At 39.3% G+C, this 13,771-nt stretch carries 10 protein-coding genes; 7 read left to right on the forward strand and 3 right to left on the reverse strand.

Annotated elements, in window-relative coordinates:
* The first annotated feature begins 295 nt into the window (after nt 1–295).
* From pgi to ABD985_RS10355, 4 genes are all read left to right on the forward strand, one after another.
* The gene (gene pgi / locus ABD985_RS10340; RefSeq protein ID WP_345371475.1) at nt 296–1,942 is read left to right on the forward strand and encodes a glucose-6-phosphate isomerase; all 1,647 of its coding nucleotides are present in this window, start codon (nt 296–298) and stop codon (nt 1,940–1,942) included.
* Nucleotides 1,943–2,219: 277 nt separating this feature from the next.
* Complete coding sequence (locus ABD985_RS10345; protein ID WP_345371477.1) at nt 2,220–2,897, forward strand: DUF4377 domain-containing protein; 678 nt, start codon at nt 2,220–2,222, stop codon at nt 2,895–2,897.
* A gap of 239 nt (nt 2,898–3,136) precedes the next feature.
* On the forward strand, nt 3,137–3,565 hold the full coding sequence (locus tag ABD985_RS10350; protein WP_345371479.1) for a hypothetical protein: 429 nt from the start codon (nt 3,137–3,139) through the stop codon (nt 3,563–3,565).
* A 760-nt stretch (nt 3,566–4,325) separates the two neighbouring features.
* Entirely contained in the window at nt 4,326–5,216 is an 891-nt protein-coding gene (locus tag ABD985_RS10355; protein ID WP_345371481.1) for a 1,4-dihydroxy-2-naphthoate polyprenyltransferase, read from the forward strand.
* A 109-nt stretch (nt 5,217–5,325) separates the two neighbouring features.
* On the opposite strand, the gene ABD985_RS10360 is transcribed toward ABD985_RS10355, so the two are convergent.
* The gene (locus ABD985_RS10360) at nt 5,326–7,533 is read right to left on the reverse strand and encodes a S46 family peptidase (RefSeq protein ID WP_345371482.1); all 2,208 of its coding nucleotides are present in this window, start codon (nt 7,531–7,533) and stop codon (nt 5,326–5,328) included.
* A gap of 161 nt (nt 7,534–7,694) precedes the next feature.
* Here ABD985_RS10360 and ABD985_RS10365 point away from each other — a divergent pair, with 161 nt between their 5' ends.
* Together ABD985_RS10365 and ABD985_RS10370 are read left to right on the forward strand one after the other, a co-directional pair.
* A complete protein-coding gene (locus ABD985_RS10365) occupies nt 7,695–8,324 on the forward strand; it encodes an RNA-binding domain-containing protein (protein WP_345371484.1) in 630 nt (209 codons plus the stop codon).
* 212 nt (nt 8,325–8,536) lie between these two features.
* Complete coding sequence (locus ABD985_RS10370; RefSeq protein ID WP_345371486.1) at nt 8,537–9,433, forward strand: Rpn family recombination-promoting nuclease/putative transposase; 897 nt, start codon at nt 8,537–8,539, stop codon at nt 9,431–9,433.
* Between the two features lie 100 nt (nt 9,434–9,533).
* Here ABD985_RS10370 and ABD985_RS10375 read toward each other — a convergent pair whose 3' ends face one another.
* The gene (locus ABD985_RS10375) at nt 9,534–10,487 is read right to left on the reverse strand and encodes an acetyl-CoA carboxylase carboxyltransferase subunit alpha (protein ID WP_345371488.1); all 954 of its coding nucleotides are present in this window, start codon (nt 10,485–10,487) and stop codon (nt 9,534–9,536) included.
* A 306-nt stretch (nt 10,488–10,793) separates the two neighbouring features.
* On the opposite strand from ABD985_RS10375, the gene ABD985_RS10380 reads away from it, so the two are divergent.
* Nucleotides 10,794–11,945 (forward strand): hypothetical protein, encoded by a 1,152-nt coding sequence (locus ABD985_RS10380; RefSeq protein WP_345371489.1) that lies wholly within the window; start codon nt 10,794–10,796, stop codon nt 11,943–11,945.
* 186 nt (nt 11,946–12,131) lie between these two features.
* Here ABD985_RS10380 and ABD985_RS10385 read toward each other — a convergent pair whose 3' ends face one another.
* A complete protein-coding gene (locus ABD985_RS10385) occupies nt 12,132–13,697 on the reverse strand; it encodes a hypothetical protein (protein ID WP_345371490.1) in 1,566 nt (521 codons plus the stop codon).
* Between the last annotated feature and the right edge of the window lie 74 nt (nt 13,698–13,771).

Here is a 13,771-nt window from a genome sequence, read left to right on the forward strand (position 1 = left end):
CATAAAGATAGCGCCTTAGAACGAATATCTTAAATCAAAATTTTCAATGAGCGAAAGCTCAGTTTTTAATTAAAATGAATCACCCAAAAAGACTGCTGAACTAGTTCTAGAGTGTATTAATTATTGAAAATTGACCATTGAAAATTATAAAAGCTATAGCGTACCACTGATCTACACACCAATATTCCTCACCATTTTTTAATGATATTGTGATTTAAGAAGTAGGTTAAAAGGGTTTTTTAATGAAAAGTGTATCTTTGAATCGTAAAAAGAATTCCACTTATATATTTTAACAATGCTAAAGAAAATTAATCCAACAGAGACTAAAGCTTGGGCTAAACTACAAGCCCACTTCGCACAAATGGAAGGCGTACATATGAACGACCTTTTTGCCAAAGATGCAGACAGAGCCAACAAATTTGCCATCGAATTCAATGATCTATATGTAGATTACTCTAAAAACCTAATTACGGAAGAAACAAAACAGCTTCTGTTAGAATTGGCCGAAGAGGTTGAGCTAAAAGATGCCATCAAAAACATGTTTTCTGGTGCGCCTATCAACGAAACAGAAGGCAGAGCAGTATATCACGTAGCCTTGAGAAACCGTTCCAATACACCTATGGAAGTGGATGGAAAGGATGTAATGCCTGACATCAATGAGGTATTAGGCAATATGAAAGCCTTTACGGAGAAAGTAATTGGTGGAGAGTGGAAAGGATACACTGGAAAAGCCATCACAGATGTGGTTAATATCGGTATTGGTGGTTCAGACCTTGGTCCTTTGATGGTGACAGAAGGCCTTAAAGCATATAGAAACCATATCAACGTACACTATGTCTCCAATGTGGATGGTACACACATCGCCGAGACCCTAAAAAATATTGATGCTGAAACTACGCTATTCATCATTGCATCCAAAACATTTACCACTCAGGAAACAATGACCAATGCAAACTCTGCAAAATCATGGTTCCTGGAGCACGCAAAAGATGAGGCGCAAGTAGCAAAACACTTTGTAGCGCTATCTACAAACACTGAAAAAGTAACTGAATTTGGCATCGACAGCAACAATATGTTCCAGTTCTGGGACTGGGTTGGAGGTCGTTACTCTCTATGGTCGGCGATCGGTTTGAGTATTGCTTGTCACATCGGCTTCGATAACTTCGAGAAATTATTGGAAGGAGCTCACGCCATGGACAACCACTTCCGTGATGCAGACTTCGGTGATAACCTGCCAGTAGTTCTTGCACTACTAGGCGTATGGTATAACAACTTCTACGAAGCAGACAGCCATGCCCTATTGCCTTACGACCAATATCTACACCGTTTTGCTGCTTACTTCCAGCAAGGAGATATGGAGTCTAACGGTAAGTATGTAGACCGTTCAGGAAAACCTGTTGATTACCAAACTGGACCAATCATCTGGGGAGAGCCAGGTACGAACGGACAGCACGCTTTCTACCAATTGATCCACCAAGGTACAAAAATGATTCCTGCTGACTTTATTGCACCAGCACAATCACACAACCCTCTTTCTGATCACCATCCGAAGTTATTGTCTAACTTCTTTGCTCAGACGGAAGCCTTAATGACTGGAAAGTCAGAAGATGTGGTTGTAGAAGAATTGAAAGCTGCAGGAAAATCAGCAGAAGAAATCGAACAATTGAAAACCTTCAAGGTGTTCGAAGGAAATCGCCCTACCAACTCTATCTTGGTGAAAAAAGTGACTCCATTTACACTTGGTGCAATGATTGCGATGTATGAGCACAAAATCTTTGCACAAGGGGTAATCTGGAACATTTTCAGCTTCGACCAGTGGGGAGTGGAACTTGGAAAGCAGTTGGCCAATAAGATCTTGCCTGAGCTTCAGAATGAGGAGAATATCACCTCTCATGATAGCTCTACCAATGCATTGATCAACAAGTACAAATCAATGAGATAATCTTGTTGAACCGTTGAATCGTTGAATAGAGCTTCGCTCGTTGATTTGAGTTGAACTGTTGATTGAACTCAACAAACAAATCAACTCGAATCAACGATTCAACAAATACTTGATGGTTTAGCGTTTAAGTTAAGCCATCACATCATTCCTCCCTCTCCTATGAGAAATGTATTTTCTCATCTTTTATCCCCTCCAAATAGTATAAATTATACCAATTCTTCGTCAAAGTATATTCTTTATAATTACTGACGAATCATCATTAAACAATCAACCATCTATGTTACGTAAATTTTATTATCTAGTACTCAGCGCTAGCTTAATCATGTCTTGTCAATCCAATTCAGAGCAACAGCAGGAAGAGGCTGCTAAACCAATCACTGGAAATTACCAGTCAGTTAATAAAGATGGGACTATCAAACACCACAGTTATTACTTATCACTTTCAGAGGACTCTACTGCTCAACTGATCACTGATACACAAAATTTCAAGCCCGAAATACAAGAAAGAGGCACTTGGAAAACCACTGGCTCTAACATCACTTTAGACCTTAGAGGCATAGGGCAAAAAAGTGAGCGAATCATCACCTTAGAAAAGGTGCAAGATCACTTAGTCATCAAAAATATCGATAAGAATGACACCACGGTGGTTACCCTAAAAAAGACAGACCAACTCCCTCCTTCTGAAAAAGAATTAATTATGTGGATACACCCAGAAAAGAAAGATTGCGTGGGCGTTGGTCCTATGAAGTGTATTCAGGTACAGTACGGCATGGAGGAACCCGTTGAAGGAGAATGGCTTTTATTCTATAGCGCTATTGAAGGCTTTGATATCACAGAAGGAAAAATCGCACAACTGAAAGTAAAAAGGGTTACCAGAGAAAACGTTCCTCAGGATGCTTCCAAGTATCAGTACACCCTAATGGAAAAAATACAGGAGCAGGATCTGAAAGATTAAAAAGGCTTACCTGAATTAACGATTTTAGAAGAAGCAGTGGCTGCTAAAGGACCATACGCTTTAGCAGCTGTTGCTAGTATTCTCCTAGTAATGGTTGGATCAGCTTATGGAGCTACTGGTGGTCCTATGTATATGGGAGGTACTAATCCTATGATGTGGGATAAGAGTGATTATGGTAGAGGTTATGCTCAAAAAAGAAAAAAGGAGAGGAACATAGTAATTCGAATAAACGATAATATATGAATATTGAATTCATTCCTAATAAAGGTATAGAGCCATTATATTTTGGAAAATCAATCAAAGATATTCTCAAAAAATATGAACTAGAATCATATACTTTTCGTGAAAAGGGATCTGAATATGATAATGATTTACATATGTATACCTTTAAAAAGTTAAACTCATTTACTGTTTTTTGTGAAGAGGATCAATGTATATCATCTATTATATGTCAGCAAAAATGTCTTTATAAGGGACAAAACTTGATTGGATTATCTGATGACCAAATAGTTGAATTATTCGGAAAACCAGATAACACTGATAGTCAACAGGTTGATAACCCTCCAGAATTACCTCAGATTATATTTTATTACGAAAATTTTGGAATGGATATTTGGTTTAAATACGGCCTTACTGTTTCTGTCACTATTTATAATGGATTAGAATAGTACCCGTTCGCACACAGTATGCCTAAATAGGTAATATCAATAGAAGGCTAACTACTCATGCTAGCCTTCCATTTTTTATAAACGTATGTTGGTGCAAGAAATACAGTCCTACAATTCCTTTTCAATCTAATGTCAAATTCCATTTGTGGGATAATTAATCTTAGCGGTGGGTGCGAACTGCAGATCTTTCAACCCATCGTCTGCGTAGGAATAGCGGCTGCGAAGGAAATGGATGCTATTCTTACGTAGACCGTAGGTTAAAACACCACAGCTAATATATGTCACCCCTAACGGGGTTGTATACTACCTAAACCCTGAAAGGGTGACATCACATAGGGAAGGGAAGGGACGGTAAGTCTTCATTCCGTTACTTTACGGAACATGACAATTATTTACGAAACACAACGATTTTTTATTCTATCTATCAATTCATTACCAACCTCTATTTCCCATCCCTACCACCCGAGCGTGGACGCTCGGCGAAAGCGCTTTTAGGTCTTAGGCAGGAGCCTAAGACCAGTGTCGGGGAGGGCAAACTAGGTCGTAAGGAGGATCTTACAACCAGTATCTCTGATCCAGATACTGCAGTGTCCAAACCATAATCCTTACCTGAGGCAAGGACCTACAGCGAACAGCAATCCCCTTACCTCTATAAGAAATCCATAAAAAAGTTGTACTATAAAGCTACAGATATAGTATTCTTCCCGTATTTTTGGTTTTAATTAAACGAAATTATACCGCATCATACACTTTTATTGCAATGAAATCTTGGATTGAGGCAAGTAGGCCACGAACACTTCCTTTGGCATTATCCAGCATCGGCATGGGTTCTTTTTTGGCTGCAGGACTAGGGTTGTTCCAATGGGACGTTTTTTTACTATGTAGTTTGACCACTATTTTCTTACAGATTCTATCTAACCTGGCCAACGATTATGGGGACTCTATACATGGAGCCGATAGTGCTGAACGAGAAGGACCTTCTAGAGCGGTACAAAGTGGTGCCATCAGTATGAAGGCCATGAAAAATGCGATGATTCTGTTTGGCATCTTATCTTTCGTCACTGGAATTGTGTTGCTTTATATTAGTCTTACCTCCATGGAAGAGTTTTTGTACTTTCTGGGATTAGGAGTATTGGCGATTATTGCTGCGATCACCTACACGGCAGGAAAAAAGCCGTATGGATATGCAGGCCTTGGGGATATTTCTGTAATGATTTTCTTTGGATGGGTAGGTGTAGTGGGTACATTCTACTTACAAGCCAAACAGATTCCACTTTCCTACTTCCTTCCAGCCAGTAGTATGGGCTTATTGGCTGTAGCGGTATTGAATGTCAATAATATTCGCGATATCAACTCAGACATCAAGGCGGGAAAAAAATCGATGCCTGTACGTTTGGGAAGAAGAAAGGCAAGAATCTATCATTGGTTCCTTCTTTTAGGAGCGGTACTCTCTGCCATTATCTTTGTAGTACTGAACTATAAAGGATGGCCACAATGGGCTTTCCTATTAGTACTGCCACTAATTTTCATCAATGGGCGTGCTGTACAAACCAAAGAAAAAGCCGCTGAGCTAGATCCTTATTTGAAACAAATGGCCTTGACTTCACTGGTGTTTATGCTAGTATTTGGGCTTGGACACGTACTTGCGTGATTAATGAAGAGTGAAGAATTAAAAATGAAGAATAAAGGCTATTGCTCGTGATTAGTAAAAAATTAAGAATGAAGAATAAAAGCTATTCTTCATTCTTAATTTTTCATTCTTAATTCTTAATCAACGTCATTTCATCAATCAAGTGCTTGGCACCGCCAAACTTATCGATGATAAACAATACGTAACGAATATCTACTGAGATATTTCTACACTTCACAGGATCAAACATAATGTCTGACATCGTGCTTTCCCACGTACGGTCAAAGTTCAATCCGATCAACTGTCCATTACCATTGATTACTGGGCTACCAGAGTTTCCACCTGTGGTGTGGTTGGAAGCCGTAAAGCAAACGACCAAGTCACCATCCTGCCCGTAGATACCGTAATCCTTATTGTTATACAATTCTACGAGTTTTTCTGGCACATAGAACTCATGTGTTTCAGAGACATCTGTTCTTCTCTTCTCCATTACTCCTTCTAAGGTTGTATATGGCAGATACTCTACTCCATCTCTTGGGTTTGACCCCTCTACTTTACCGAAAGTAACACGCATGGTGCTATTGGCATCTGACCAATATTTCTTATCGTCAAATACTTCCATGGTACCTTTCACGTAATCCTGCATTAATGCATTGATTTGCTCTTGTTTCTCACCATATGCTGGCGCTACTTCCTGACGATACTTCAGAACTAACTCCCCTGCCGTTACCCATGCAATATCCTTTTTCATCTCTTTAGAGATAGAGGCTACTGCTTTTTTAAGGGCCTTTTGGTCTCCTTTCTCAGCGGCTTCAAATGCCGGTTTCATCAACTCATTCAGACGCTCTTTATCAGCAAAAACGGACTCTTGATACAACTCGTTCTCCAGTTTCTTCAGTTCTCCTTTTTTGTGGGCTTCATTAAGGTGATCTGCCAAGAAAACAGGGGCTACGGTTTCTACATATGTTCCAACTAAAGCATCAAAAATTTTCTGGTCCACCCCTTTATCGTAGTCTTTGTAGAAATCTTCGTTGACCTGCTTTAACTGCAGTACAAGCTCAGCCAATTTCCCTTTGTCGTAAAGTTCTTTGTAATTGGTCACTAACTTGTCATATCTACTCGACATACGGAAGATCTCCGGTCCATAGTAATAGAACTCAATAAATAAATCTCTCGCCAGGTTATACGGCTCGATCTCCGCATAAGCACGCTCAAAGTCCTTGAGAAGGTTTTCATATTGTGCATTCCCTTTGACTGCTTGTTGGAACGCAGCCTCTTGTGTTTGCTTTTTCGTTACGGCATCCAGACGATCCAAACCTTTGCTCTCTCCAATCCATTTTTTCCATGCATTGGCTATACGTGCTTGCTTTGCAGAGTATTTAATACGGATGAGATCATCACTTTTCATGGCTTTGTCAATTACAGACAAGCTAGCATCTCTCATAGAGATTTTCACTGGATTGGATACCTCAGTTACATACTTCACCCCATAAGAAGGAATATACTGCTGAGTACGTCCAGGGAAACCATATACCATCGTGAAGTCTTCTGGCTTCACACCATCCAATGAAATTGGGAAATGGTGACGAGGCTTGTAAGGCACGTTATCTGGAGAGTAAGCCGCAGGCTTGTTATCCTTGTCTGCATAAATTCTAAATACGGAGAAATCTCCTGTATGTCTTGGCCACATCCAGTTGTCTGTATCTCCACCAAACTTACCAATAGATGAAGGAGGCGCAAATACTAGACGAACGTCCGTAAAGGTCTCCATGATAAACATATAGTAAGCATTGCCGTAAAAGAAAGGCTTAATTGACGCCTCATAGTGTGTTCCTTCTACCGCTGTGCCCTGTAGCTTTTCTGTGTTTTCTTTAATCAACTGTTGACGCTCTTCTTCGGTCATCGCATCCGTCACACCCGTGAGAACCTCCTTGGTTACGTCCTTGATCTCTACGATAAAGCTCACCTTCATATTATTATTCGGAAGCTCCTCCCCGTGGTTCTTAGCGGCAAAACCATCTTTCAGGTAGTCATTTTCTACCGTAGAATGAGATTGGATCTGTCCATATCCACAGTGGTGGTTGGTCAACACTAGTCCTTGGTCAGAGATCACCTCTCCGGTACAACCACGATTAAACCATACCACTGCATCTTTCATACTTGACTGATTCACGGAATAAATATCCTCAGCCGTTAACTGGAAGCCATTATTCTGCATCTCTTTCTCGATCATTAATTGCTTGATCAAAGAAGGTAGCCACATACCCTCATGGGCAAATAAACTTCCTTGCCACAGTAAAAGTACTATTAGCAGAAAACTTGGTTTATTCAATTTCATGCGCTCAATATGTTAGTGAATGATATATAATAATGACCAAAGGTAATATCTCCTTGATTTGGATGCTAATTCTACCGAAAGAAAACAAAATTGTATTTTTCTGCTTTTATTATTAAGATAGTACAACTTCTCATTCTTCATTCCTTTTAACCCCTAATCTCATGGAATACACTGATCTATTAAAAATCATCTCCAAGGGAGAGTCCCAGGAAGTAGAATTCAAGCAGACACTTCCAAATATTTACAAAACTGCCAAGACGATGGTCTCTTTTGCAAATACAGACGGAGGAATGATATTGGTAGGGGTAAGAGACAATAAAAGTATTAGCGGCATTGACCCTGAGGAAGAAGAGTACTTAATCAATGAAGCGGCTACCCTATATTGTGACCCTCCGGTTGATATTCAATTTGAGCGTATTGAAACCGAAGAAGAAGAGATGGTACTCATCGTTCATGTTCCGGAAAGCGATCAAAAGCCTCATTATGCCCTGGATAAAAATGAGGAATGGAATGCCTATATACGATCAGGGGATCAATGTCTTATTGCCAGCAAGATGAATATAAAAATGGCTGAGCAAGGTATAGAAGGTAATAAGAAAAAACAGCTAAGCAGTCAAGAAGAGGCACTTTTACATTACTTGCACAAGCATCAGAAAATCACTCTAAAAGATTTTGCTCGATTAGTCAACTTCTCTGAAAGAAGAGCTAGAAGGACTTTAATTGACCTCACCAAAGAAGGAATTCTTCGATTGCATGACTTTGAGAAGGAGGTTTTTTACACGTTGGCATAGTCATCATTGTGACTCTCAATGATATCTTAAGAAGCATCTTCTGAGAAATCGTACTAACCATTATGATGGGAACTACGATTATTAAGCCTATTGTCGTAAAAGAGCGAAGGATATCACAAACCATTAGCTAGCCTTTTACACTTATTTTCACCAAGCTCATTATAATACCCTGACCTGTTTTTTATTAGCCTTTCACCAAACGAATTAAGCTAATGCAGATCAGTCAAAAACCCATTTATATCAATCCCTTTACCGACTTTGGCTTTAAGCTCCTTTTTGGCACGGAAGCCAATAAAGACTTGCTTATCGATTTCCTCAATCAATTACTGAAAGAAGAGGCCGGAACAATTATCCATATATCCTACCTGAATAAGGAACAAAAGGGAAAAAATAAGGAAGCTCGAACTTCCGTTTATGATATCTATTGTGAAAATCAGGAGGGCGAACGCTTTATTGTAGAAATTCAAAAAGCCAAGCAAGACTTCTTCATGGATCGTATGCTCTACTACATCACTTTTCCAATACAGGAACAGGCCAAAAAAGGCGAATGGAACTACGAACTAAAAGCCGTTTACTCCATTGCTATACTAGATTTCACACTTCCTACTTCCGACAAGAATGATCAACAGGTTGTTACCACAGGAAAGCTGTATGATATAAGCAGAAATAAAATCATGTCCAATAAATTGACTTTTTATTATCTGGAAATGCCTAAATTTGGAAAGGAATGGCAAGAGTGCCACACCCATTTTGAGAAGTGGCTTTACCTTTTCAAAAACCTAAACCAATTGCACGAAATGCCTGTTGGCTTAGTAGACAGGAAACTCAAAAAGTTCTTGAAGGAAGCCAAAATCGCTAACCTTAACAACGAAGAATATACTATGTATGAGGAAAGTTTGAAACGGTATAATGATCTAAAAAACAGCTTGGATACTGCCAGGGAGGAAGGTCGTGAGGAAGGTCGTGAGGAAGGTCGTGAGGAAGGTCGTGAGGAAGGTAAAAAAGAAAGAAATATCGAAATTGCCCGAAACCTTAAAAAGGCAGGGATCGCTCTCGAGGTTATTATAAGCAGTACAGGACTTTCAAAGAAAGAAATTGAGACGCTTTAAACGATCGATCCTGTAAACCTCTGGTATATAAAAAGGCTTACCTCTAAAGTCATAAGAGGTAAGCCTTTTTATATTGAGTGGATATAGTCGTGAAGTGTGCTTATTCCACTACTACACCCATTTGACAGAACTTATCGATACGCTTTTCGATACGTTTATCAACAGATAGCTTATTAAGCTTCTTCATTTCTTTCTGAATAGCAGCTTTCAAGTTGGCTGCCATACCTACCGGATCGTTATGTGCTCCTCCAAGAGGCTCTTCCACTATTACGTCTACCAAGCCGAAGCCTTTCATATCTGTAGCAGTCAAGCGAAGTGCCTCCGCTGCTTGCTCTTTATATTCCCAGCTTCTCCAAAGGATTGTCGAACAGTTCTCAGGAGAGATCACAGAGTACCAAGTATTTTCTAGCATCATTACGGAATCACCGATAGCAATACCCAATGCACCACCGGAAGCACCTTCACCGATCACAATACAGATCACCGGAACTTTCAGCATAAACATCTCCTTCAGGTTTCTGGCAATCGCCTCTGCCTGTCCCCTCTCCTCTGCTTCCAACCCTGGGAATGCTCCTGGCGTATCAATCAGTGTGATGATTGGCTTATTAAATTTCTCTGCCATTTTCATCAAACGCAATGCTTTACGATATCCCTCTGGGTTAGCCATACCAAAGTTACGCAACTGTCTTTGCTTGGTATTCCTTCCTTTCTGCTGTCCTAGGATTACATACGACTCTCCATCGATAGAACCAATTCCTCCCACCATGGCTTTGTCGTCTGCAATATTACGATCACCATGCAACTCAATAAAGTCATCCGTAATCGCATAGATATAATCCAACGCATAAGGGCGGTCAGGATGTCTCGAGAGCTGTACCCTTTGCCATCTTGTTAGATTCTTAAAGGTATTCTTTTTTAACTGACTAATTTTGTTTTCAAGATCAACGATGGCTGCTTTCACGTCCACGTTGTTCTCCGAGGCCAATTGCTTCATATCAACAAGCTTTGCTTCCAATTCTGCAATTGGTTTTTCAAAATCCAACAGTGTATCCATAAATTGGTCATTTTATAACTTCTGAACAGGTGTAGCACCCCTGCTCTATTTTCTATTTTCTTCGACAAACATAATAATTATTCCCACAAAACAGAGCATTTACAATCATTTTTATACGTTGTGTTTATATTATTCCAAGATACCATATAATTAAATGAATGCTCTATTTTTTAATATAGCTATAGAATTAATCATTTTTCAAAAAATGACTAAAACTATGTTGGAAATTAATAAATGCTTAATAATTTCGCCGGACTTTTTCACGACCTTGCATAAAGAAGTATACATATAATACAAGATCAAATCATGGCCAGAAAGAAACGATTAGAAGACAAGATTACCACTAATAGGCTGGAACGCACCAGCTACCCCCTCTTTGACCTTGGGGAGGGTTCTCAGAAATTTATTGCATTTATTATTGTTTTGGCCATACTTTGTGCCGCAGCAACTCCTTATCCGCACGTTGCCATGTGGCTCGGCTTTGCACTAGCAGGCTACTCTGCTATTGCTAATGATAGTATTCAGACCATAGGAACATTTATTGTATCCAACAATAATAAAAAGTGGTGGGTATTGTGGTTATATATTGGAGGGATTTTCTTACTAGCAGTAGGACAAAGCTGGTACTTAAACGACGGAGATGTCAGCTCAGGTAGACTAACCTCTAAAGGATTTGATGTTGCACCAACATCCTTCTCTTTCCTTCAATTGGCAGCCCCTTTGATTCTGTTAGTTCTAACACGAATGAAAATGCCTGTCTCTACCACTTTCCTTATCCTCAATGCTTTTGCTGATAAACCCTCTACCATGTGGGGCGTTATCCAAAAGAGTATTATGGGGTACTTACTAGCATTCACCTTAGCTTTGGTCGTTTGGTACGTTATCGATAAAACAGTCGCCAACTTAGTGAGAGGTAAAAAGCCTGCAAAATGGTGGATGCCTGTACAATGGGTAACCAGTGGTTTATTGTGGTTTACCTGGATTCAACAGGATGCGGCCAATATTGCCGTCTTTCTTCCGCGACAGCTAGACACTACTGAGTTTATGCTTTTCGCAGGATATATCTTCCTTGGCTTGGGACTACTATTCTACCTTAAAGGAGACCGTATTCAAGATATTGTCAATGAAAAATCTGGTGTAGCGGATATTCGTGCAGCTACCGTGGTCGATTTCGTTTATGCGATTATTCTGTTCTACTTCAAGATTCACAGTAAAATACCAATGAGTACAACCTGGGTATTTATCGGTTTACTAGCGGGTAGAGAGATCGCTATCAGTTTCACAAAGAAACGTGCGACTAAACGAAAAATGTCATTGATGAAGAGTTTACGTATGATGCGAGGTGACTTAGTGAAAGCCTTTATTGGATTGGCAATTTCTGTTGTTTTGGCGATTATGATTAATGATCAGATGCGTGAAGAACTGCTAGGTGGGATTCTTGGAATGATAGGATTCTAGGTCAGTGAGCAGTGAGCAGTGAGCAGTGAGCAGTGAGTAAGCTTATTTGGTCACTAATGAATAAACTCTAGATCAAAAATAAAAGCCTCGAAGAAGGCTGCTTAATTATTGGCAGCAGTTCTTCGAGGTTTTTTGCTTCTGAAAAGATATCGCTCTATTCATACACAAACGAGCCTAACCTTTTTATTAAAAAGCAGGAAAGTAATATATTCTTGGAGCAGTAAAAGGAGCACTATTCGTCAAGTAAACGGGTAAGACAAATTCCCTTTCAATATAGTCTCCCTTATACTTGACCTTTTTCAGGTTACTTGTTTTTAATAACTTTTGAATTACGGCACCCATTACATAATTATCAACCACCTTATGGAAAGGCTTCAATACCCCGATATTATAGGAACCATCCTTATGGACATTTATCTTCAATAAGAGGTAACCTCTTTTCTGCTCAAAGAGTACTTCGTATGGCATTAAGAAGTTTTGGCCTAATGTCATCGACTTGATTCCTTTCAATGGCTTCTTGGCATTTCGGAGATATAAATATACTTTTTCTTTTTCCTCATTTTCGTAATAAGCTTCCTCCAAAAAATTTCCATTAAACTCCCTCACCACAAACGCCTGTCTATGTGAATCCCAAACCGAGTCCACATCAACCTCTTCTTCCTGCGCATTCAAAACACTCATATAGAAATCTTTTTTGATCTTACTATTAAAGTTGCTCCAATTATCTTCATACACTCTAAGACGGTGGATATGAAGCTTCTCATTTTCATCGTAATCTTTAACATCCATGTAGTTGGTATTCTGATCATACAAGAAATCTGTCATACCATACATATCGTTTATATCGTTCGACATTTTGATACTTCGTTGTAGCTTACCTAAGCTATCGTAATACATAACCGACTGCAAATCATAAGGATAAATAGCCGTCTGAATACGGGTTTGTACTTTATGTCCATCAAGGTCGAAGAACTCCTTCTTGTAGTATTTTTTTTCGAACTGAGAGTATAAGGAATAATATACTGAGGTAGAGGTTTGACCGATGGTCTCTCTCATATTGCTGTCATGATAAACTTTTAGCTGCGACTTGTATCGGTTATAAGCTTCCAAGTACCAGATCACTCCAATTGCCTCCATCTCTTTTAGCTGCTCCTCGGTCAATACACTTTCCCATGCTGGCTCAATTTGCTTAAAAAATGCTAACCGCTCGGACTTCTTCCTGGGTACCTGTTTTATAACCCCATTGGTATCCTTGTACAAATAAACAGTCTTTGACTTACTCATTAGCGGATAGGTATAAGCTAAAAATAATTTATCACCCAACTTTGTTAGCTCCCTAACGTAAACAGGCGTTGCCTGAGGAGTTCCTCCAAAATCTCCGTACAAAAAGTTGGAGACCGTCCAATACCTTTGATTATTCATTACAAAAAACTTGATCTCCTTTATTGGTATTTTCTTTCCCTTTGATGGAAGTTTCTGTGTGAAATGAATATACTCTGGTGTTTTTCCTAAAGCGATAAATCCTTTGGCCTTTTGTCCATTGGCAAAATGGACCTCTCCTCCCTTGAAAGGAGTCAATCCTCCATAAGGTACCGTTATCTGAACTTCGGGATTAAAGCTGATGGGATCAAATAAGTTATCAATAGGTGTTCCATCAATAGCATAATGGTATCCTATATTTTGTGCTACTGATACCTGAGAAAAAAAATAAAATAGAAAAAATAAACAGGAATGAATTCTATGCTTGTTCATTAGTCAATAAGGTTATTACGTTTTAAAAGTCTCCTTCAATACAATTGAACGATTCAGTGAATTTATAATAAAAA

This window comes from Algivirga pacifica, assembly GCF_039543525.1.
GTDB lineage: Bacteria > Bacteroidota > Bacteroidia > Cytophagales > Flammeovirgaceae > Algivirga > Algivirga pacifica.